Annotated in this window: 17 protein-coding genes; 9 read left to right on the forward strand and 8 right to left on the reverse strand. The window is 74.2% G+C overall.

The features are described from left to right. A partial coding sequence (locus ACE3Q3_RS09735; protein ID WP_374445091.1) for an ABC transporter substrate-binding protein occupies positions 1-322 on the reverse strand: 322 nt, incomplete at its 3' end. A 141-nt stretch (positions 323-463) separates the two neighbouring features. Here ACE3Q3_RS09735 and ACE3Q3_RS09740 point away from each other — a divergent pair. The 7 genes from ACE3Q3_RS09740 to ACE3Q3_RS09770 all read left to right on the forward strand — a co-directional run bounded on the left by ACE3Q3_RS09740 (position 464) and on the right by ACE3Q3_RS09770 (position 12,965). Next, complete coding sequence (locus ACE3Q3_RS09740) at positions 464-2,359, forward strand: acetate--CoA ligase family protein (RefSeq protein ID WP_374445094.1); 1,896 nt, start codon at positions 464-466, stop codon at positions 2,357-2,359. 106 nt (positions 2,360-2,465) lie between these two features. Then, positions 2,466-4,376: a hypothetical protein gene (locus tag ACE3Q3_RS09745; protein ID WP_374445097.1), complete on the forward strand. Its 1,911-nt coding sequence runs from the start codon at positions 2,466-2,468 to the stop codon at positions 4,374-4,376. Continuing rightward, complete coding sequence (locus ACE3Q3_RS09750) at positions 4,373-5,560, forward strand: hypothetical protein (RefSeq protein ID WP_374445099.1); 1,188 nt, start codon at positions 4,373-4,375, stop codon at positions 5,558-5,560. Before ACE3Q3_RS09745 ends, ACE3Q3_RS09750 begins: the two co-directional genes overlap by 4 nt. Before the next feature lie 123 nt (positions 5,561-5,683). Further along, complete coding sequence (locus ACE3Q3_RS09755; RefSeq protein WP_374445101.1) at positions 5,684-7,363, forward strand: thiamine pyrophosphate-binding protein; 1,680 nt, start codon at positions 5,684-5,686, stop codon at positions 7,361-7,363. A gap of 96 nt (positions 7,364-7,459) precedes the next feature. Then, positions 7,460-11,113 carry a PAS domain S-box protein gene (locus ACE3Q3_RS09760; RefSeq protein ID WP_374445103.1) on the forward strand — a complete coding sequence of 1,218 codons (3,654 nt, stop codon included), beginning with the start codon at positions 7,460-7,462 and terminating at the stop codon, positions 11,111-11,113. 7 nt (positions 11,114-11,120) lie between these two features. After that, a complete protein-coding gene (locus ACE3Q3_RS09765) occupies positions 11,121-12,368 on the forward strand; it encodes an MFS transporter (protein ID WP_374445106.1) in 1,248 nt (415 codons plus the stop codon). 153 nt (positions 12,369-12,521) lie between these two features. Beyond that, complete coding sequence (locus ACE3Q3_RS09770; RefSeq protein WP_374445108.1) at positions 12,522-12,965, forward strand: hypothetical protein; 444 nt, start codon at positions 12,522-12,524, stop codon at positions 12,963-12,965. Between the two features lie 87 nt (positions 12,966-13,052). Here the strand turns inward: ACE3Q3_RS09770 and ACE3Q3_RS09775 are convergent, their stop codons facing one another. Genes ACE3Q3_RS09775 through ACE3Q3_RS09790 form a run of 4 tightly spaced genes read right to left on the reverse strand, consistent with a single transcriptional unit; the run spans position 13,053 to position 16,827 of the window. After that, positions 13,053-14,330, reverse strand: coding sequence for a TRAP transporter large permease (locus tag ACE3Q3_RS09775; RefSeq protein WP_374445112.1), 1,278 nt, complete (start codon positions 14,328-14,330; stop codon positions 13,053-13,055). Beyond that, on the reverse strand, positions 14,327-14,803 hold the full coding sequence (locus ACE3Q3_RS09780) for a TRAP transporter small permease (protein ID WP_374445114.1): 477 nt from the start codon (positions 14,801-14,803) through the stop codon (positions 14,327-14,329). Before ACE3Q3_RS09780 ends, ACE3Q3_RS09775 begins: the two co-directional genes overlap by 4 nt. Before the next feature lie 15 nt (positions 14,804-14,818). Then, the gene (locus ACE3Q3_RS09785; protein ID WP_374445118.1) at positions 14,819-15,856 is read right to left on the reverse strand and encodes a DctP family TRAP transporter solute-binding subunit; all 1,038 of its coding nucleotides are present in this window, start codon (positions 15,854-15,856) and stop codon (positions 14,819-14,821) included. Positions 15,857-15,909: 53 nt separating this feature from the next. Beyond that, positions 15,910-16,827, reverse strand: coding sequence for an SMP-30/gluconolactonase/LRE family protein (locus ACE3Q3_RS09790; protein WP_374445121.1), 918 nt, complete (start codon positions 16,825-16,827; stop codon positions 15,910-15,912). A 175-nt stretch (positions 16,828-17,002) separates the two neighbouring features. Between ACE3Q3_RS09790 and ACE3Q3_RS09795 the strand changes: the two genes are divergently transcribed. Both ACE3Q3_RS09795 and ACE3Q3_RS09800 read left to right on the forward strand, forming a co-directional pair. Further along, positions 17,003-17,671 carry a TetR/AcrR family transcriptional regulator gene (locus ACE3Q3_RS09795; RefSeq protein ID WP_374445125.1) on the forward strand — a complete coding sequence of 223 codons (669 nt, stop codon included), beginning with the start codon at positions 17,003-17,005 and terminating at the stop codon, positions 17,669-17,671. 91 nt (positions 17,672-17,762) lie between these two features. Next, positions 17,763-18,620 carry a shikimate dehydrogenase gene (locus ACE3Q3_RS09800; RefSeq protein ID WP_374445127.1) on the forward strand — a complete coding sequence of 286 codons (858 nt, stop codon included), beginning with the start codon at positions 17,763-17,765 and terminating at the stop codon, positions 18,618-18,620. Between the two features lie 19 nt (positions 18,621-18,639). Here the strand turns inward: ACE3Q3_RS09800 and ACE3Q3_RS09805 are convergent, their stop codons facing one another. The 3 genes from ACE3Q3_RS09805 to ACE3Q3_RS09815 all read right to left on the reverse strand — a co-directional run bounded on the left by ACE3Q3_RS09805 (position 18,640) and on the right by ACE3Q3_RS09815 (position 21,703). After that, positions 18,640-20,118, reverse strand: coding sequence for a class I adenylate-forming enzyme family protein (locus ACE3Q3_RS09805; protein WP_374445129.1), 1,479 nt, complete (start codon positions 20,116-20,118; stop codon positions 18,640-18,642). Beyond that, positions 20,099-20,797, reverse strand: a complete 699-nt coding sequence (locus tag ACE3Q3_RS09810) for a c-type cytochrome (RefSeq protein ID WP_374445131.1) — start codon at positions 20,795-20,797, stop codon at positions 20,099-20,101. Before ACE3Q3_RS09810 ends, ACE3Q3_RS09805 begins: the two co-directional genes overlap by 20 nt. Before the next feature lie 63 nt (positions 20,798-20,860). After that, positions 20,861-21,703 (reverse strand): nitroreductase family protein, encoded by an 843-nt coding sequence (locus tag ACE3Q3_RS09815; RefSeq protein WP_374445134.1) that lies wholly within the window; start codon positions 21,701-21,703, stop codon positions 20,861-20,863. Between the last annotated feature and the right edge of the window lie 97 nt (positions 21,704-21,800).

A 21,800-nucleotide genomic window follows, 5' to 3' on the forward strand; every position in this document is an offset into this window, starting at 1 on the left:
TGCCGTCATGGAACTTCAGCCCCTCGCGCAGGGTGAAGACGTAGGTCTTGCGGTCGGGGCTGACGGTCCAGCTCTCGACCATCTGGGGCTTCGGCTCGAGCTTGTCGTCGCTGGCGAAGAGCGTGTCGTAGACCATCATGCCGTGGATGCCGGCGATGGTCTGGGTGGTCCAGAACGGGTCGAGCTGCCGCACGTCGGCATGCATCGTGACCCGGAGGGTCTTGGGCTGCTGGGCCAGGGCCGGCAGGCCGCAGCCGACGGCGAGGCCCGCGGCGACAAGCAGCGTCAGCCGGGCCACCGGCCGCGTCGAACGGATCGTCATTGTTCCTCCCGAGATCGGCAGCCCGTTGCCTCGCCGCCCCGGAACGGGGGGTGGGGGCCGGCTGCACGTGGCCAGTAGACGGCGTCCTCGCGCCTTCGGCAATCACCTTTGTCCGGCCGCGCCCGAACGGCCCGGCCCGATTTGACAGCCGCGCCGTGCCGGCCGGATGCTGCGGCGTTCGATCGGGAGGGGCAACTGCGCGCGGACCCGGCACTCCGCCTGCTCGCCGTGGGCCGGCTCGCCGCCGGGAACGTCCTGTCGCGGCGCCCGGCGCTGGTCCTCGGGATCGACGCCGCCGCCGGCGCGACCTGCGACGGGGCCGGCGTCGGCCGCGTCCTGGCGGCCCTGGCGACCGACCTCGGCGAGGAGTTCGCCCTCGCCCGGGTGACCGGGGCGGCCGACCCGGTCGCCGGTGCGGTCGCCGCGACCCTGGTCGCGCTGATGGCGAACGGCCGGGATCTGGCGGCGATGGCCGAACCTGCGCCCGCCGCCGCCGGCCGCACCGGATGGCGGCTCCTGGTCGAGACCGGCATCGACGGCGCCGGCCCGGAACTGGCCCGGCTCGCCGTCGACATCGTCCACCACGTCCTTTCGGGCACGCCGTCCGTCGACCGCCTCGGAACGCGCATCGGCGCGGCCCTGGGCACGCGGCAGGACCGGTACGCCCGCAACCAGCGGACCCTGCTGGCAGCCGCGCTCGACGCGCGGGGCGTGCCGTGGCGCCGCACCTCCGACCATCCGATCGGCGTCATCGGCGAGGGGCGCCGACGGGTCCGCCTGCGCAACTCCCTCTCCCGGCGGACGATGGTGCCGGGCGCCATGGTGGCCGAGCGCAAGGACGAGGCGAATGCGCGGCTCGCCCGTCTCGGCCTGCCCGTCGCCCGCCAATGCACGGTCGCGGATGCGGCGGCGGCCTGCGCCGCGGCCGAGCGGATCGGCTATCCGGTGGTGGTGAAGCCGGTCGACTGCAGCAACGGCCGCGGGGTCGCCGCCGGGCTGGAAACGGCCGCGGCCGTCGCCGCGGCCTTCGAAGCCGCCCGCGCCCATTCCGCAGCGATCGTCGTCGAGGCCCACCTGCCGGGGCGCCACTGTCGCTTCCTGGTCGTCGGCGGTCGCCTCGTCGGCCTCGTCGACAATCCACCGGGCCGGCTGGTCGGCGACGGTGTCCGCAGCATCCGGGAACTGGCGGAGAACGCCGACCGGGCGCGGACCGCCGCCGGGCCGCGCCCGCCCCTGCCGGAACTCCGCCTGACGCCGGACATCCTTGCCCATCTGGCCCGCGGCGGGCGCGGTCCCGCGACCGTCCCCGCCGTGGGCGAGATCGTCGAACTGCACTGGCACGGCCACCTGTCGCGCGGCTCGGAACCGGGCTTCGTCGACCCCGCCGTGATTCATCCCGACAATCGCAGAGCCGCCTGCCAGGCGGCGCAGGCCATCGGTCTCGACGTGGCGGGGCTCGACATGATCCTGCCGGACCTCGGGCGGTCCTGGCGCGAGACCGGCGGCGGCATCTGCGAGATCAACCGTGCGCCCGGCTTCCGCACCCACAGCCTCGCCGAGGGACGGCTGACGGCGGCGCTGCCGGCCTATCTCGATCACGTCCTCGGCGCCGGCCGGTCGCCCCTGGTGCCGATCGTGGCATTCCTCGGCGGCGAGGGGCTCGACCCGGTGGTCGAAGCGGCGGCCGGCCGCCTCTCGGCCCGCGGCCTCGCGGTCGGCCTCGCCACCGGTGCACGGCTGGAAGCGGCGGGCCTGCCGCTGCGCGATCCGGGACCGGGCGACCCCGACCGGGTGCGCCTGCTCGTCGACGACCCGGCCGTGGACGCCGTCCTCGTCGTCGTCGACCCGGCCGTGGTGCTGGAGCGCGGCTTCGGCCATGGACGGGCCGACCTCGCCGTGGTGCCGGACGGGGCGGCGGCGGAGCCGGCGGCCACCATCGCCCGGCTCCTCGGCGCCGCCACGGTCGACCCGGACGGCCTCGCCACCGGGCCGGTGCTCGACCGTCTGGCGGCCGGAGCGATGGCGCTCCGGCGTTGACAGGCTGCGCCCGGCGCCGCGAATCTCGGATGCGCGGCGCGGTATCCGGAGGGGGCGGGTCTTGGAGGCGGGCGTCGTCTTGGGCGATGCGGGGACGGACCGTGCCATGGTCGCGGCAATTCCCCTGCACATCGTCGAAATCCGGCCGGTGGCCGCCGGCAACCGCCTGGGGCGCCGGCCGTGCGCCCGCGTCGACATCGAGACGTCCGCCGGGCCGGGGTGCGATCGGGAGGCGGTCGCGGCCTTCCTCTCGGCCCTGGCGCCGGACCTCGCGGACGAGTTCCGCCTCGCCCGCGTCGACGGCGCCGACGCCGGCCTGCCCGCCGCCCTGGCCGCGCTCATGGTCGCGCTCGTCGCCGAGGGGCGCGATCTCGCGGCCGAGGTTCGGCCGCTGCGGTCGGGCGCACCCCGGCGCTGGCGCATCCTCGTCGAGGACGGAATTTCGGTCCCGGCCGCGGCGGTGGCCGAACTCGCCGCCGATCTGCTGGTCCGCGCGATCGGCCGCCGGCCCGGGGATCCGGTCGTCCCCGATCCGGCTCTCGCCGACCGCCTGACCCGCATCTGCGGGACGGCGACCGCACGGTTCCTGCACACCGAGCGCGCGATCTTCGCGCGGGCGATCGAGGCGCGCGGATACGCCTGGCGGGCGCGACCGCCGGCCCCCGTCGGCGCGGTCGGGGAAGGACGCTGGCGGGTCCGGCTGCGGCAGGTGGTCAGCATGCGAACCGCCGCCCCGGGAGCCCTCCTGGCGGAGCGCAAGGATGCGGCGGCGGCGCACCTCGCGCGGGCCGGCCTGCCGGTTCCTCGGCAGGTCGCGGTCGGCGACGCCGGTCACGCATGTGCGGCCGCCGTGGCGCTCGGCTATCCCGTGGTCGTGAAACCGATCGACTGCAGCAATGCCCGCGGCGTCTCGGTCGATCTCCGGACGCCGGATGCGGTGGCGGCGGCCTTCGCGCTGGCGCGCCGGCACTCGCCGGCGATCGTCGTCGAGACCCAGTTGCCGGGCGAGCATTTCCGCCTGCTGGTGGTGCGGGGGCGGCTGGTCGCGGCCATCCACAGCGCGCCCGCCCGCTTCGTCGGCGACGGTCGGCGCAGCCTCCGCGAACTGGTCGACGAGGCCAATCGCATCCCCGGGCGACAGCGTCCGAGGCCGATGCAGCGCCGGATCGAGTGGACGGACGAAATCCTGGAATACCTCGCCGCCCGCGGCCAGGGTCCGGACTGGGTCCCGCCGGCCGGGGTGCCGGTCGCGCTGCACTGGAGCGGCCATGGCGGGCGCGGCGGCTCGGCCATCGCCGTCACCGGCCCGATCCACCCCGACAACCGCCGCGCCGCCTGCCAGGCGGCCGACCTGGTCGGGCTCGACATCGCCGGGATCGACATGATCCTGCCCGACATCGGCCGCTCCTGGCGCGACGCCGGCGGCGGCATCTGCGAGGTCAACCGGGCGCCGGGCCTGCGCTACCACATGGTCGCCGAGGGGCCGGACACGCCCGTCCTCGGCCATTGCCTCGACCATCTTCTCGGTCCGCCGGGCGAGCCGCGCGTCGGCCGGTTCCGGACCATACCGATCCTCGTCTTCGCCGGTGGCGCGGCGATGCACGGGCCGGCGCTCGCCGCCGCCGCCATGCTGGAGCGGAACGGCCTCGCCGTCGGCATGGCGGTCGGTCGCCGCTACGTCGCGGCGGGCCTGCCGCTGACCGATCCGGGGGAGGGGACGCCGTGGCGCGTGGCGCGGCTGGTCGAGGACCCCGTCGTGGGCGCGGTCGTCGCCGTGGTGCCGCCGGCCGCCATCCTCGAACGCGGGCTGGGCCATGGCCGCGCCGACCTCGCCGTCGTCGATGCCTCCGTCTCGCCGGACGCGGCCGCCGCGGCCCGCCTGCTGGCCAGCCTCGGCGCCGCGCTCGCGGCGCCCGCCGATCTCGCGGACGGGACCGTCGTCGCGCGGGTCCTGGCCGAGCGGATCGCCCCGCCCGCGCGGTCCGCCCTCGCGCCCGCCGGAACGGAGCGGCCATGACGGGGGTTCCCGCCGGCCTCGGTCCGCCCTGGCAGCTGCCGGCCCATCGCGCGCTGCTGGCGCTGGCGGCCGCGCGCGGCCTCGCGCCCCGCCATGTCGGGCACGGGATGCTTCATTTCGGCGAGGGTGCGCGGCTCTGCCGGGTCGAGCCGTGGGCCAGCGACCGCACCCCGTTCCTGGCGGCCGAACTCTGCCGGAGCCGCTGGCTGACCCATCGCGCCCTGGCCCAGGCGGGGCTGCCGGTGGCGCGCGCGCTGCCGGCCCAGAACGCCGATGCGGCGATCGAGGCCGCCGCCCGCATCGGCGGCCCGGTCGTCCTGCGGGCGATCCGCTCGCAGCCGCCGTCGCCGCCGACGGCCGCGCTGGCCGCGGCCGATGCGATCGCCGGCGCCTTCCGCCAGCGCACGCCGTCGGGCGCCCTGGTGTCGGAGGTCGTGCCGGGGCGCGTCCGGCGGCTCGTCGTCGTCGACGGACGCTGGCGGCCGCTGGCGCCGGAGGCGGAGCCACCGCATCCGCTCGACCGGCTCCTGGTCGAACGCGCGGCCCTCGTCTGCGGCATCGAGTTCGCGGTGGTCGAACTCTCCGGCGCCGAGCCGGGGCGACCCTTCACCGCGACCGGTGCGCGGCTGACCGCGGTCGATCCGGGCTTCCTGCCGGCGGCGCTGCTCGCGGCCGATCCCGATGCCGCCGCCGCCCTCTACCTCGACCATCTCTTCCCGGCGGCCGAGGACGGGCGCATCCCGCTGGTCGCGGTCGTCGGCCCGGACGCGGCGCCGGTGGCGGCGGCGACGGCAGCGGCCTTCGCCGCCGCCGGGCGCATCGTCGGCGTGGCGACGGCTCGCGGCCTCGTGGTCGACGGCCTCACCCTCATGACCGACGACCGGCGCGGCGGCGCCGGCCTCGGCCTGCTCGTCGACCACGGGTCGGTCGAGGCGGCGGTGGTCGAACTGCCGCCCGGCGGCGGCGACCTCGGCCATCCGGCGGTCGACCTCCTCGTCCTCGCGGGGCCGGTGGCCGAGGCGGACGTGCGTCGGCTGCTGCCGGTTCTCCGGCGGGGCGTCGTCGGCGCGCCCGAGGCGCCGCTCGCCGCCGCGGTCGCGGCCGCCGGGCTCGCCTGGCATGCCGCCGGCCCGCAGGGGCTCGCCGAGGTCGCGGTCGCCGCCTGCACCGGGTCGGCGGCGTGATCGCGCCCGGCAACCGCCGCTGCCCGATCCCGGCGATCACCGTCTCCCCGCCCGCCGCAGCGTTGACTTGGACTGGGCGGGACCGCTAACTGCCCCATCGCCATCGCGAGGGAGACGAAGGGAATGACGCGCGCCAATGCCCGAACCGGCGGGCAGTTGCTGGTCGACACGCTCCGCGCCAACGGGGTCGACACCGTCTTCCAGGTGGCCGGCGAGAGCTTCCTCGCCGTCCTCGACGCGCTCTACGACGTCCGCGACGAAATCCGCTGCATCACCTGCCGCCAGGAGGGCGGGGCGGCCTTCATGGCCGAGGCCTACGGCAAGCTGACGGGCAAGCCGGGCGTGCTCATCGTCACCCGCGGGCCCGGCGCCTGCAACGCCTCGATCGGCGTCCACACGGCGCACCAGGATTCGACCCCGATGGTCGTCCTGATCGGCCAGGTGGCGCGCGAGCAGTGGGAGCGCGAGGCCTTCCAGGAGGTCGATTTCCGGCGCATGTACGGGCCGCTCGCCAAGTGGGTCGGCCAGATCGAGACGGCCGACCGCGTGCCGGAATATGTCAGTCGCGCCTTCCACATCGCCCAGTCCGGCCGGCCCGGCCCGGCGGTGCTGGCGTTGCCCGAGGACATGCTGCGCGAAATGGCCGACGTCCCCGTGCCGGGGCCGGCCAAGCCGGCGAAGGCGCATCCCGGCCCGGACGATCTCGCACGGCTGCGCGAGATGCTGGCGGCCGCCCGGCGGCCGCTGCTGCTGGTCGGCGGCGGCGACTGGACCGACGAATCCGGGGCGGCGATCCAGGCCTTCGCCGAGGCGAACGGCCTGCCGGTCGCCTGCTCCTTCCGCCGCTTCGACGTCGTCGACAACCGCAGCCCCGCCTATGTCGGCGATCTCGGCACCGGCGCGGCGAAGGACTTGGTCAAGCTGGCCAAGGATTGCGACCTGCTGATCGCGGTCGGCGCCCGCCTCGGCGAGATCACCACCCAGGGCTACGAACTCCTGTCCTCGCCCGAGCCGAAGCAGACGCTGGTGCATGTGCATCCCTCGGCCGAGGAACTGGGGCGGGTGTTCCGTCCGACGCTCGGCATCCAGTCCGGCGTGGTCCAGTTCGCGGCCGCGCTCGCCGGGATGGCGCCGGTCGACGGTGCCGCCTGGGCGGAATGGCGGCGTGCCGCCCGCGCCGCCTACGAGGCCCAGCTCGTCCCCGCGCCCTATGCCGGCCAGATGCATGTCGGCGAGGCGATGGTGGCGCTGCGGGCCATGCTGCCGCGGGACGCGATCGTCACCACGGATGCCGGCAACGCCAGCGGCTGGCCGCAGCGCTTCCTCCAGTTCGGCCGGCCGGGGCGGTTCCTCGGGCCGACCTCGGGGGCGATGGGCTACGCAGTGCCGGCCGCGATCGCCGCATCGCTGCGCCATCCGGGCCGGCGCGTCGTCGGCTTTGCCGGCGACGGCGCCTTCATGATGTCCGGGCAGGAGATCGCGACCGCCATCCAGTACGGCGCGACCCCGATCCTCGTCATCCTCAACAACGGCATGTACGGCACCATCCGGATGCACCAGGAACGGGACTTCCCGAACCGCGTCCACGGCACGGCGCTGACCAATCCCGACTTCGCCGCGCTCGCCCGCGCCTACGGTGCGCATGGCGAGACGGTCGAGCGCACCCAGGATTTCGCCGCCGCCTTCCGGCGCGCCTGCGATGCCGGGACGCTGGCCGTGATCGAGGTCAAGACCGATCCCGACCTCATCACCACCCGGACCACCCTGACGGCGCTGCGCGAGGGCGCGCTGGCGCGGCGATAGAACGCACCGGTCGTCCGGGGTAGGCTCGGCTCGCCGGTCCGACGGACCGGCTCCCGTGCCTGGCCTGTTTCCCGGATCGACCGCGGAGGTCACGAGATGCCGGAGGATGCGTCGCGAGCCCTGACCCGGTCGCTGCCGGGGGGCTGGCGCGCGCCGCTCCACCTCCACATCGCGGCGGTCTTCCTCGCCGTCCTCGGTCTGCTGTTCCTGATCTTCGGCGTGGCGGCGGCCTATCGCTCGAGCATCCTCGTTGATCAGGCGGTGTCGGCGGTGTTCGGCGGCGCGGCCGATCGGGCCCTGGACCGGTTGCAGCGCCTGGAGTTGCGGGCGAGTGCCACCGCCGAGGCGTTGGCGGCCGATCCGATCGCGGCCGAACTGCCGGCCGGCCGGCCGGAGGACCTGCGGCCGCTGGCGCTGGCGTTGCAGATGGCGTCGGGCATTTCCGCGGCCTATGTCGGCTATCCCAACGGTGATTTCCTGCTGCTGCGCCCGGTCGGGGCGCAGGCGGTGCGCCTCGCCGCGCCGGCGGGGACCGCCTGGATGGTCCAGCGCATCGACCGCGACGGCCAGCGGTTCGAGTTCCTCGACCGGCAGTTCGCCGTGCTCGAACGGCGGGACCGGGTCGACTATCCGTTCGACCCGCGATCGCGGCCGTGGTTCGACGAGGCACGGACGGACCGGACGATCGTCACGGCGCCGTACATCTTCTTCACCACCCTCGAGCCCGGCGTGACCGCGGCGCGCCGGGCCGTCAGCGGGGCGGTCGCCGGCGTCGACGTCTCGCTCTGGGACCTGTCGGCACGTCTGCCGCGGGAGCGCACGGAGGAGGGGGCGGAGGCGGCCGTGCTCGACGCCAGCGGCCGGGTGCTGGCCTATTCCGACCCCGCCCGGCTGGAGCGGATCGTCTCGGTGCGGTCGGTGGATGCCGTGGCCCAGGGCGCGGACGCGCTGCCGCCCGCTGCCGAACTCGGGTCGACGATCCTGCCGGTCCTGGCGGGGCGGGTGCGCGCGGGCGAGCGCGCCTTCGCGGCCAGCAACGAGATCGCCGGCCGGCGCTGGCATCTGCGCGCGGCGCCGCTGGCCGGCCGCGGCATCACCTTCGTCATGGCGGCACCGGCCGACGTCCTGGTGCCGGACGCGGCGACGATCCGCAGCCGGCTGATAATGGTGCTCGGGCTGTCGATGCTCCCGGTGGCGCTCGCCGCCTGGCTGGTCGCGCGCCGGCTGGCGCGACCGGTGGAAGCGCTCGCCGGCGAGGTCGAGGCGGTGGCCCGGCTCGACTTCGCCGAGCGCCCGCCGCTGCCGACCCGGGTCGCGGAGCTGGCCGAGCTGGATCGCGCCTTCGCCGCCATGCGGTCGACGCTGCGCAGCTTTGCCGCCGCCGCTCAGGGGTTCGTCGAGGAGGACGAGCCGTCGAAGCTGGCCGAGGTGGCGCTGACCGCGGTCATGGAGGTGGCGGGGGCCGACCGCGGCGCGGCCTGGATCGATCTCGGGGGCGGGGATCGGCAGCGTCCGGCCGCCGTCCGCGGCGTCGCCGCCGGTCCGGCAGCGGCGGCGTCCTCGGCGCTCGGCGCGCGCATCGCCGGGTCCCGGGAGCCCGTCGTCCTGCACACCGAGGGCGACGATCCGGACCTGGGTCCGCTGGCGGGCGCGCCGGGCCCGGTCGCCGTCCTCGGCATCCCGCTGCCGACCGGCCGCGGCGAGATCGCGGGCGTCCTCGCCGTCCTGCGCGCGGACCCCGGCGGCGAGGGCTTCGCGGCCTCGACGCTGGCCGTCGTGCAGGCGATCACCCGGCCGGCCGCTCTGGCGATCGACCGCTGCCGGCTCCTGGAAGCGCGGCGCCGCAGCCTGGAGCAGCTCCGGCTGCTGGAGAACGCGGTCTCGCGCCTCAACGACATCGTCATCATCACCGAGGCCGAGCCGGTCGAGGCGCCGGACGGCCCGCGCATCGTCTACGTCAACGACGCCTTCGTCACCCGGACCGGCTTCTCTCGCGAGGAGGCGATCGGGGCGACGCCGCGCATCCTCCAGGGGCCCGGGACGCAGCGCGAGGAGCTGGACCGGATCGCCGCCGCCCTGCACCGCTGGCAGCCCGTCCGCGCCGAGGTCCTGAACTACACCCGGGCGCGCGAGGAGCTCTGGCTCGAACTCGACATCGTGCCGATCGCCGACGAGACCGGCTGGTTCACCCACTGGGTCTCGGTCGAACGCGACGTGACCGAACGCAAGCGCGCCGAGGAGGCCGCGCGGCTGGGTCAGGAGCGGTTCCGCCTGGTCGCGCAGGCGACGAACGACGTGATCTGGGACTGGGACATCGCCACCGGGCGGATCTGGTGGAACGACAGTCTCGCCGAGCAGTTCGGCACGGTTCCGGAGCCGGCCGGGGGCGGGATGGACGTCCGCCTCGCCCGCGTCCATCCCGACGACCGCGATCGCGTCCGGGCCGGCATCGCCCGGGTGATCGACGGCGGCGGCGGCACCTGGGCCGACGAGTACCGGTTCGCGCGCGCCGACGGCACCTATCGCGTCGTCGTCGACCGCGGCTCGGTCATTCGTGCCGCCGACGGCGCCGCCGTCCGCATGGTCGGCAGCATGAGCGACGTCACCGAGCGGCGCGAGTTCGAGGAGCGGCTGCGCCAGTCGCAGAAGCTGGAGGCGGTGGGACAGCTCACCGGCGGTGTCGCGCACGATTTCAACAACCTGCTGACGGTCATCATCGGCAATTCCGAGGTGCTGGTCGACGGGCTGGCCGAACAGCCGGCGCTGCAGCAGCTGGCGCAGATGACGGCGACGGCGGGGGAGCGGGCGGCCGAGCTGACCCAGCGCCTGCTGGCCTTCGCCCGACGCCAGGCGCTGGAGCCGCGGGCGGTCGACCTCGTGCGCCTCGTCGACGGCATGCGGGGGCTCCTGCGGCGGACCCTCCATGCCGACATCGACATCCGGGTCGAGGCCCCGCCGAGCGTGCCGCCGGCCCTGGTGGACCCGGGCCAGCTCGAGGTCGCGCTGCTCAACCTCGCGCTCAATGCGCGCGACGCGATGCCCGACGGCGGGACGCTGACCCTGGCGCTGCGCGAGGGCGAGGGCGAGGACGCGGAGTATGTCGAGATCGCGGTCCGCGACACCGGCACCGGCATGAGCCCCGAGGTGGCGGCGCGCGCCTTCGACCCGTTCTTCACCACCAAGGAGGTCGGCAAGGGCAGCGGGCTCGGCCTCAGCATGGTCTATGGCTTCGTCCGCCAGTCCCATGGCCATGCGCGGATCGACACCGAGCCCGGCCAGGGTACGGCGGTGCGCATGTTCCTGCCGCGGGCGGCCGCGGTGGCGGCGCCCGGGGCGGCCGACCGCGCGCGCAGCCGGGCGGCACGCGGAACCGAGCATGTGCTGGTGGTCGAGGACGATCCGCTGGTGCGCCAGCATGTCACGCGACAGCTGGGCGAGCTCGGCTACGCGGTGACGGCGGTCGCGTCCGCGCCCGAGGCGATGGCGACCCTGGCCGGCGCCGCGGCGATCGACCTGCTGTTCACCGACGTCGTCATGCCGGGCGGCATGAACGGCCGCCAGCTCGCCATCGCGGCACGGCGGCTGCGGCCGGAACTGCCGGTGCTGCTGACCTCGGGCTATGCCGAGACGGAGATCATCGAGGGCGCGCGGCGGGACGAACTGCCACTGCTGGTCAAGCCCTACCGGCGGGAAGTGCTGGCGGCGACGGTGCGGCGCATGCTCGACGCGGCCGCCACCCGCCCCGGCTGACCACCCTATGGGCAACGACACGCAGTCGCCCGCCGGACGCGGCACATGGCGCCGGCTTCCGGCCGGCATCTGGGCGCTCGGCTTCGTCTCGCTGCTGATGGACGTCTCCTCGGAGATGATCCATGCGCTGCTGCCGGTCTATCTGGTCGTCGGGCTCGGCACCACGGCGCTCGCGGTCGGCCTCATCGAGGGCATCGCCGAGGCGACGGCGTCGATCACCAAGGTCTTCTCGGGCGCGCTCAGCGACCGCATCGGCCGCCGCAAGGAACTGGCGGCCCTGGGCTACGGGCTCGCCGCGTTCACCAAGCCGATCTTTCCGCTCGCACCGACCGTCGGCTGGCTGGTGACCGCGCGCTTCGTCGATCGCGTCGGCAAGGGCATCCGCGGCGCCCCGCGGGACGCGCTGGTCGCGGACCTCAGCCCGCCCGAACTGCGCGGCGCGAGCTTCGGCCTGCGCCAGTCCCTCGACACCGTCGGCGCCTTCCTCGGGCCGCTGCTGGCGATCGGACTGATGTGGCTCTTCGCCGACGATTTCGTCTCGGTCTTCTGGGTCGCGGTCATCCCGGCCTTCCTCGCCTTCGGGCTCATCCTGTTCGCGGTCCACGAGCCGAAACGGACGGCGGGCGTCCGCCGGGTCCGCAATCCGCTGAGCCGCCGGGAACTGGGGCTGCTCGGAGCGACCTACTGGTGGGTCGTCGCCGTCGCGGCGGTCTTCACGCTGGCGCGCTTCAGCGAGGCGTTCCTTATCCTGCGCGCGGAGGCCGCGGGTCTGCCGCTGATGCTGGTGCCGGCCGTCCTGGTGGCGATGAACCTCGCCTATGCGGCCTCGGCCTATCCGGCGGGAGCGCTGTCGGACCGCGTCGACCGCGGGACGATCCTGATCGCCGGCCTGGGGCTGCTGATCGCGGCCGACCTCGTGCTCGCCTTCGCCCCCGGTCTGCCCGGCATCGCGTGCGGCGTCGTCCTCTGGGGGCTGCACATGGGGTTCACCCAGGGCCTGTTCGCCGCGCTGGTCGCGGACGCCGCACCGGCCGAACTCCGGGGCACCGCCTACGGGATGTTCAACCTCGTCACCGGTCTCGCGCTGCTCGCCGCCAGCATCATCGCCGGTGCCCTCTGGGACGGCCTCGGCCCGCAATGGACGTTCCTGGCCGGCGCCGCATTCGCCGTTCTGACGGTGGGCGGCCTCTATCCGGTCCGCCGCCGGCTGCGCGACCGCGCCGCGGGTGGCGCCGGGCCGGCCGCCCCGCCATAGCGCGCGCTGCGGCCGCCCGGGGCGCGGCCGCTCGCAAAGACAACGCGCGCCGCCGCGTTCCACCGGAATCGCTTCCGGCGTGAACCTGCGGGCGGCCCCGCGCGACGGAGGGGGTGAACGGTTCCCGACCACCCCCACCGGAAGCCACCGACCATGACCCGCCCGCTCCAGACCGCCCTTCGCGCCGCCGCCTTCCTCGTCGCCGTCGCGTCCGGGATCGGCGCCTTCGCCGCCACCGAAGGCCGCGGCGCGGCGGCGCTCGCCGAGGAGGCGGCGCTGATGGCCCACTTCACCGACGACGTCCGGGTGCTCAATCCGGTCGGCGCGGCGCCGAAGGCCGACGTCGCCTTCTGCCGCGGCGCCGTGGTCGCGGTCTCCTACCGGGTGGCGGCGACGGCCGAGCAGGTCCGGCGGCTGCATGAGGCGGCGATGCGCAAGTACGGCGCGCCGATCGCCGCACCGGTCGCCGCCAGCCACGGCGCCATCGCGCCGCTCGTCTACCGCATGGGCGACGTCACCCTGACGATCGAGAGCACGGCCGACGACGTCACGACCCACCATCGGCGCCGCAGCGCCTGCACCCTTCGGACGAGCTGATACGGACCCGATCGGCTCGCACCGAGCGGGCTCCGCGTGCCAGGACCGGCACGCGGGGCCCGAGCATGTCCCCCGGCGCGCCGGCGCTCAGCGATATCCGAGCGCGCGCGGCAGCGCCGTCGAAAGCTGCGGAACGAAGACGACGAGGCCGAGCACGACCAGTTCGGCCAGGATGAACGGCCACACGCGCCGCACCAGCCGGGCGAGGCCGACCTTTGCGATGCCGTCGACGACGAAGAGGCAGAGCCCCATCGGCGGCGTGATGAGGCCGATCATCAGGTTGAGGACGACCACCATCGCGAAATGGACCGGGTCGATGCCGAGCTGGGCCGCGATCGGCGCCAGGATCGGGACCAGCACGATCATCGCCGCCATGCCCTCGATCAGGCAGCCGACGATCAGCAGCAGCAGGGTGACCAGGATCAGGAACAGGACCGGGTCGTTGGCCTCGCCGACGATGAAGGCGGCGAAGCGCTGCGGCAGCTGGTCGGTGGTCAGCACCCAGTTCAGGAGGTTGGCGGCGGCGATGATGAAGAGGATGACCGCCGAGAGCAGCATGCTCGCCGCCAGCACCCGCACCAGCGCCGTCACCGTCACCGTGCGCAGGACGAACATGCCGACGACGAGGGCGTAGAGCACGGCGACCGCCGCCGCCTCGGTCGGGGTGACGATCCCGCCCAGGATGGTGGCGAGGATGATGACCGGCATCATCAGCGGCACGATGCCTTGGCGCAGCGCCGCCCAGAGCTCGGCCCGCGTGGCCCGCGGCCGCGGCGCCGGCGCGACCTGCCGGGTCCGGAAATAGACGAGGAGGGCGAGCGACAGCCCCAGCAGCAGGCCGGGCACCACGCCCGAGAGGAAGAGGGCGGCCACCGACTCGCCGACGATCAGCGCATAGATGATCATCGGGATGCTGGGCGGGATGATCGGCCCGATGACCGCGGCCGCCGCGATGAGTGCGGCCGAGAAGTCCCGCGGGTAGCCCTCGCGCTCCATCTCCGGGATGAACACGCGGCCGAGCGCCGAGGCGTCGGCGACGGCCGAGCCGGAAATCCCGGCGAAGATGACCGAGGACAGGATCGCCACCTGGCAGAGGCCGGTCCGGACATGGCCGACGAAGGCCGACGACAGGCGGATGATGCGCAGCGTGATGCCGCTCTCGTTCATCAGCTCGCCGGCGAGGATGAAGAGCGGCACCGCCATGATCGGAAAGGAGTCGAGCCCGTTGAAGAGCCGCTGCGCGATCAGCATGTCCGGCAGGCCGCGCTCGATGGCGACGACGCCGCAGACGAGCACGATCGAGAACGAGATCGGCAGGCCGATCAGCAGCACGCCGACCAGCAGCCCGAGGGCGGACCCGCTCATGCGCGCCTGCCGGCCAGCAGCCCGCGGGCGTCGGCGAAGAGCAGACGCAGCACCTCGACGGTGAGGAGGATCGCCGCCGCCGGCAGGGCGGCGTAGACCCAGCCCATGGCGATGCCGCTCGACGGCGCCGCCATGAATCCCAGCCGCTCGACCAGCACCGAGCCGGCCCGCCACAGCACCCAGGCAGTGCCGAGCGAGAGCAGGTGGCTCGCCAGCCGCAGGCCCATCACCCAGGCCCGCGGCAGGCTTTCGACGAGGAGCGTGATGGCGACGTGCTGGCCCGCCCGGTAGGCCAGCGCCACCCCCAGCATCGTTCCCCAGACCATCGCATAGCGCGAGATCTCCTCGCCCCAGATGAGCGGCTGGTCGAGGAAGTAGCGCATGCCGGCATTGACGATGGCGAGCGCGAACATGACGAAGCCGGCGAGCGCCAGCAGGCCGGTGGTGATGCCGTCATAGACGCGCCAGAACATCGGCTGGGGTCCCGCTCAGTTGACCTTCAGCTCGGCCTCGACGGCCGCGACCGCCTGCTGCGCCGCCTCGACCCAGCCGGGCTCGATCGCGGTCTTGAGCCAGGCGAGGACGGGCGGCTGGGCGGCGGCGCGGAACTGCTCGAGCTCGGCCGCCGTCGGCTTGTAGATCTTCATGCCGAGGCGGGCGAGTTCGGCGACGCCGGCCGCCGAGGTGAGCTGCTGGATGCCGCGGCCGACATCCTGCGCGATCACCGCGTTGCGGCGCAGCATCGCCTGGTCCTCCGGCGTCTGCTTGCGGAACAGGGCCTCGTTGATGAGCAGGAAGTCCGTGCCGTAGACGTGCTGGTCCAGCGTCATGAACTGCTGCATCTCGTGGAACTTGTTGGAGAGGATGATGGCGACCGGGTTCTCCTGGCCGTCGACCACCTTGGTCTTGAGCGCGCCCGGCGTCTCCGGCCACGCGACCGGCGTCGGGGTGGCGCCCAGCCCCTTCATCATCTCGACATAGAGCGGCAGCTGCTGGACCCGGATCTTGAGGCCCTTGAGGTCGGCCGGGCTGCGGATCTCGCGGACGGAGTTGGTGAAGTTGCGGAAGCCGATCTCGCCATAGGCGAGGATGCGCATCCCGGTCTTCTTCAGGCAGTGGTCGGCGAGCTTGCGCCCGAACGGCCCGTCGAGGGTCCGCCAGGCGACGACGGCAGACGGGAAGAGGAACGGCAGGTCGAGGACGGCCGCCTCCTTGCAGTAGTTGCCGAAGACCCCCGACGCCATCGTCAGCTCGAGCGCGCCCGCCTGGACCTGGGCCACCAGTTCGACCTCGCCGCCGAGCTGGCCGGCGGGATAGAGCTGGACCTTGAAGCGCCCGCCGGACTCGGCCTCGACCAGGTTCTTGAAGACGTCGCCGGCCGCCCCCTTCTGCGACACCCGCCAGTCGGCGGGATTGACGTGGGCCAGCTTCAGCGTCGTCTGCGCCGATGCGGCCGGCACCGCGGCCAGTCCCGCGAGCGCCGCCCCGGCGAGTGCGGCGCGCCAGTTCGTCCAGGCATTCCTCATGGCTTTCCTCCCGTTGCAGTCGCCGCCCCCGTTTGTGGGAGCGGGGTGGAGCCTCATCCCGCGAACATCGCCTCCGGCAGGCCCTGCGGGCCGGGTTCGAGCGCGAGCAGGCCGCCCGCCCAGGGTTCGCGGGCCAGAACGTCCGGCGCCAGGAACTTGCGGGCGGTGGTGACGTAGAGCGTGCGGTAGTCGGGGCCGCCGAAGGCGACGCAGGTCGGGTTGGTCACCGGCAGCGGGATCACCCGGTCGACGCGGCCATCCGGGGCGTGGCGGACGATGCGGCCGCCGCCGAACATCGCGATCCACAGGCAACCGTCGGCGTCGACGCAGGCGCCGTCCGGGCGGTCGCCGGTCGCCGTGTGGTCGATGAGGACGCGCCGGCGCGACAGGGTGCCGGTCGCGGGAGCGAGATCGTAGGCCCAGACGACGAAGCGCCGCGTGTCGGAGACGTAGAGGGTGCGCTGGTCCGGTGCGACCGCGACCGTGTTGGTGACGATCACGCCGTCGTGCTGGCGGACGACGCGGCCGTCGGGGTGGACGCAGTAGAAGGCCGCCTGGGGACGGTGCAGCGCCAGGTCCATGCTGCCGATCCAGAAGCGTCCGGCGGCGTCGGCCCGACCGTCGTTGAGGCGGTTGCCCAGGCCCTCGTCCTCGACCTGGGCGAAGGGGGCGAGCCGGCCGGTCTCGGGATCGCAGGTCGCGAGCGCGGAGCCGGTCGCGACGAGGAAGCCGCCCGCCTGGCGCAGGGCGAGCGAGCCCAGGTAGGTGGTCGCGATCGCCCGTTCGGCGTGGCGGCCGGTCGCCGGGTCGTAGCGGTGCAGGCGCGGTCGCTCGATGTCGATCCACCAGAGCGCATTCGTGCGCGGACACCAGATCGGGGTCTCGCCCAGGAGGTCGCCGGCCGGCACGGCCAGGCGCAGGCCGTGGTCGGTGGCGGCGCCGGATGCGGCTGCCCGCCGGCCTGATGTCATCGCGGCGTTCCCCCTCTGTCCGCCCGCCGGATCCGTGTCCCGCGGGAGGCGATCATTGGCCGCGAAATGTACGAACTCGTTCGTTAGTGTCAATCGGCGAGCGTCGCCGCTTGCCTCCGCCGGGCCGGGCGGGCTAAGCGGCGCTCGCGAGGCGAGCGGATTCCAGGACAGGCCGATGACGAAGCGCGCCCGGGCCGCCCAGCCCCGGACCAACAATCCCGAACGAACCCGCCGCGACATCCTGGAGGTCGCGCTGCGCGAATTCGCGACCAACGGGCTGAGCGGGGCGCGGATCGACGAACTGGCGGCGCAGACGCGCACCAGCAAGCGCATGATCTATTACTACTTCGGCAGCAAGGAAGGGCTCTACCTGGCGGTGCTGGAGGAGGCCTACCGGCGCATCCGCGAGGACGAGCGGACGCTCGACCTGCAGCACCTGCCGCCCCTGGACGCGCTGGCGGCGCTGGTCCGCTTCACCTTCGACTACGAGAACGCCAACGCCGACTTCATCCGCGTGGTGATGGTCGAGAACATCCACCACGGCCGCTACATCGCCGCCTCCGAGACGATCCGCCAGCTCAACAGCACGGCGATCAACGTGCTCCGCGACATCTGCGAGCGCGGCATCGCCACGGGCGTCGTCCGCGGCGATGTCGATCCGGTCGACCTGCACATGTCGATCAGCGCGCTGTGCTTCTTCAACGTCTCCAACCGGCACACCTTCGGCACCATATTCGGGCGGGACATGGCGGCACCGGAGGAACTGGCGCGCCGGCGCGAGGTGGTGACCGAGACGATCCTGCGCTGGGTCGCTCCGGACGGCTGGCTCAGCGACCGGCGGTGACGCCCCCCGCGGGGGGATGGATTCCCGGCGTCCGATCCTGTACCCACCGGTTCGTACATTCCTTCGGCCTCTCGACCAGTCGGATCATCGGATGCAGGACACGCGGACCCGGACCGTGCGCGTCGGGCTGATCGGCGCCGGCATTCAGGCGTCACGCTCGCCGGCCCTGCACCGCGCGGAGGGGGCGGCCAACGGCCTCGACCTCTCCTACCGGCTCTTCGATCTCGACCGGCACGCGGCCGGGGCCGATGCCCTGCCAGACCTCCTGGCCGCGGCCGAGGCCGAGGGCTATGCCGGCCTCAACATCACCCATCCCTGCAAGCAGCGGGTGCTCGACCATCTCGACACCCTGTCGGAGGAGGCGCGGGCGCTGGGCGCGGTCAACACGGTGCTGTTCCGCGACGGCGGCCGCATCGGCCACAACACCGACTGGTGGGGGTTCTGGCAGAGCATGCGCCGCGGGCTCCCGGACGCCGCATTGGGCGCGGTGCTGCTGCTCGGTGCCGGCGGCGCCGGCGTCGCGGTCGGCCATGCGCTGATGGTGCTGGGCACGGAGCGGCTGACGGTCCGCGACGTCGACCGCGGCCGCGCCGAGCGGCTCGCCGGGGCGCTGGCCGCGCGCTTCCCCGGCCGCGCCGTCACCGTCGCCGCCGATCCGGATGTCGCCGTCGGGTCGGCGGACGGCATCGTCCATGCGACGCCGACCGGCATGGCCGACCATCCCGGCCTGCCGCTCGACCCGGTCCTTCTCGATGCCCGCCAATGGCTGGCCGAGATCGTCTATTTCCCGCTGGAGACGGCGCTGCTCCGCGAGGCCCGCCGGCGCGGGCTGCGCACCCTGGACGGCGGCGGCATGGCGGTGTCCCAGGCGGTGGGCGCATTCCGGCTGTTCACCGGGATCGAACCCGACGCCGAGCGCATGCTGCGCCACTTCCGGTCGATGGGCTGATCGTCCCTGCCGGACGGCGTCAGCCGGCGACGCGCGCGAAGAGGAGCCTGCGCAGCGCCACCCGGTCCACCTTCGCCCCTGCCGTCTTCGGCAGCGCGTCAAGCGCGATGATCCGGGCCGGCGAGTGGCCGCGGCGGAGGGCGGTCCGGCAGTGCCGCAGCAACTCCTCCTCGGACGCCGGCGCGCGCAGGACGACGGCGGCGACGGGAACCGCCCCGGAACGGCGTTCCCGAATGCCGACGACGGCCGCCTCGGCGACCGCGGCATGGGCCGCCAGGCACTCGACGATCTCGGTCGGATAGACCTTGCGGCCGCCGACGTTGATGACGTCGTCGGTGCGCCCTCTGAGGAAGAGATGGCCGTCGGCGTCGAAGCAGCCGAGGTCGCCCGTATAGAACCAACCCCCGGCAAAGCGGCTGGACGCGCCGGGCTCGCCGGCCGCGTAGGCACTCGGATAGGCGGGGTGGGACGCCCGCACCTCGCCGACCGCGCCCGTCGGGACGGGCTGCCCGGCCGCGTCCACGACCTCGACCCGGATCGCGGCGACCGGCCGTCCCACCGTTCCGGGAACGCGCCGCAGGTCGTCGGGCCCGGCGACGGCGATCAGCCCGACCTCGTTGGTGGCATAGAGGACGTAGAGCGCCGGCGACACCCCGGCCATCACCCGGACGCGCTCGGCCTGGGTGAGCATGGCGCTGGTCGTCAGCAGCGCGAGCCCGGGCAGGATCGGCTGCGGCCCGGCCCGATCCAGCAGATGGCGCAGATGGGTGGGGGTGATCGACGTCCAGGTCGCGCCCGTCCGCCGGACGAAGGCGACGAGGTCGTCGACGCCCGCCAGCGGCGGCGGCAGCACGACCGCCGATCCGCACAGGAGGGCATGCTGCACGCTGACCCGTCCGAGCTCGAAGGCCATGGAGACGATCGACAGGTAGCGGTCGCCCGTCGCCCACAGAATCGTCGACTGCAGGAACTCGAGCTGTGCCAGTTCGTAGCGATGGGTGACGGGTGTCAGGCGCGGCACGCCGGCCGTGGTGCCCGACGAGCGGCGAAAGCCGCAGAGGTCGTCGGGACCGGGCGGCGGCGGCAAGGCGGCGGCCGGGTCGCCGCCCGCACCGATCGCCACGAACGGCACCGGCCACCCCGCATCGTCGTCCGGCGTGCCGACCGCGACGGTGGCGCCGGCCGCGGCCGCCAGAGCATCGCGGATGCCGGGCGGATCGCCCGCGCCGATGATGAACGGCACGGCGGCCAGCCGTTGCAGGGCGAAGAGCGCCGCGATGTGCGGGGGATCGTCGCGCATCGCGAGCGCGACGCGCGCGCCTCGGCCGATGCCGGCGCGGGCGAAGGCGTCGGCCTGGGCGCGGACTGCACGGTCGAAGGTCGCGAAATCGACGGTCCCCGCGTCGGAGACGATCGCCGGCGCCGCGGGCCGGGCGCCGGCGCGAACGCCGATCGCCTCGCCGAAGTAGCGGCAGGCGCTATCGGAAATCGAGGACATGGAGCGTCAGCACCTTTCGCTCGGCCGGCCCGAGACGATCCTCGAAGCCCGGCATCTCGCCCTTCCGGCCGTCCCACACGCTGGCGAGGATCGCCGCGCGGTCGCCGCCATGGGTCCAGTGCGCATCGGTGAGATCGGGGCCGCCGACCGTCCTGCGTCCCTTGCCGTCCGCACCGTGGCAGGAGGCGCAGTCCGACGCGAAGAGCGTGCGGCCCTCGGCGATCTGCTCCGCCGGTGCGTCCCGCGCCGCCGCCGGGTCCGACAGGGTGCGGACATAGGCGACGATGCTCTCCGCCTCCGGCCGCGTCAGCAGCCCCCGCGGGCCGAACGGCGCCATCGACGACATCCGCGTGTCGGGATGGGCGGCGTTGATGCCGACGCGGATCGTCTCGGCGATCGTCTCGGGCGCGCCGCCCCACCGCCACGCACCGACGCGCAGGCTGGCCACGCCCGGGCCCCCGCCGCCGTCGGCGCCGTGACAGGCTGCGCAATGCGCGGCGAAGAGGGGGCCGCCGGCGGCGCGCGCCGCCGCCATCAGGCCGCTATCGGCCCGGATCGCGGCGAAACTCTCGGCGGCGATGCGGCGCATCGCCTCGCGGTCGTCGGCGAGCCCGGTCCGGGACATCGCCAGGACGCCGGCGGACAGCAGCACTGCCAACGGGAGCAGACGGTTGGTCATTCGGCACCTCGCCGCAGGCCGCGCGGATCGTGCTACGCCGCCGCGATGCCGTCCAGCGCCACCTCAGCCCAGCCGGATGGCGTGACGGGCGAGGAAGTCTCGGAACCCGGCCCGCTCCGGCACCGAGAGCTGGCGGGCGACGTTCTCCGACCATGGGCAATAGTCGACGGTGCCGTAGCGCTCGGCCTGGCGCTGCGAGGCGGGCGCCACCGGCGCGCGGGCGTGGCGGCGGCGGTCGTAGGCCTCGATCAGGCCGGGCAGCCGCTGGTCGTCGTAGCGGTCGACATGGACGACGGCGGCCGGCGGCAGCCGCATCGAGACGCGGCCCTCGGCCGCCGGCCAGCCGAGGCAGAAGCCGGCGATCGGAAACACGCCGTCGGGCAGGGACAGGAGTTCGGCCAGCGCGTCGATATGGTTGCGGACCATGCTGATGCAGCAGCAGCCGAGCCCGGCCGCCTCGGCGGCGAGGAGGAAGGTCTCCATGGCGAGTGCGGCGTCGACGGCGGCGTTCATGAAGCTGTCGACATTGTCGTTGGCGTTCGGCTTGCCGCGGAACTCGCCCATCCGCCGCCCGCGCCGCATGTCCCCGAGGAAGACGAGGAAGACCGGCGCCTCCGCCACCCAGGGCTGGGCCGGGAGCCAGGACGCGATCGCCGTCCGCCGCGCGGGGTCCTTCACCACCAGGATCGAATATTGCTGCAGGTCGGACTTGGCCGGGGCCGACTGGGCGCAGGCGAGGAGGACCGCCAGCAGTCCGTCCGGCACCGGGTCCGGCTTCAGGCGGCGGATGGTGCGGCGGCCGAGGATGCGGGCGAGCGCGGGCGGCACGGTCTCCGGCAGGCCTTCCGGCGGCGGTTCGCCGAAGCGGGCATCCCAGAGCGGGGCCAGGAGCGGGGCGTCGGTCATCGGCGGGTCCTCCGGAGTCTTGCGATCGCTCCCACTATGGCGCCCGCGGCGGCCGGCGTCGCCAAGCCCGTTGCGCGCCGCGCCGGTTGCGGATACC

The organism is Allostella sp., from assembly GCF_041913585.1.
Classification (GTDB): Bacteria; Pseudomonadota; Alphaproteobacteria; order ATCC43930; family Allostellaceae; genus Allostella.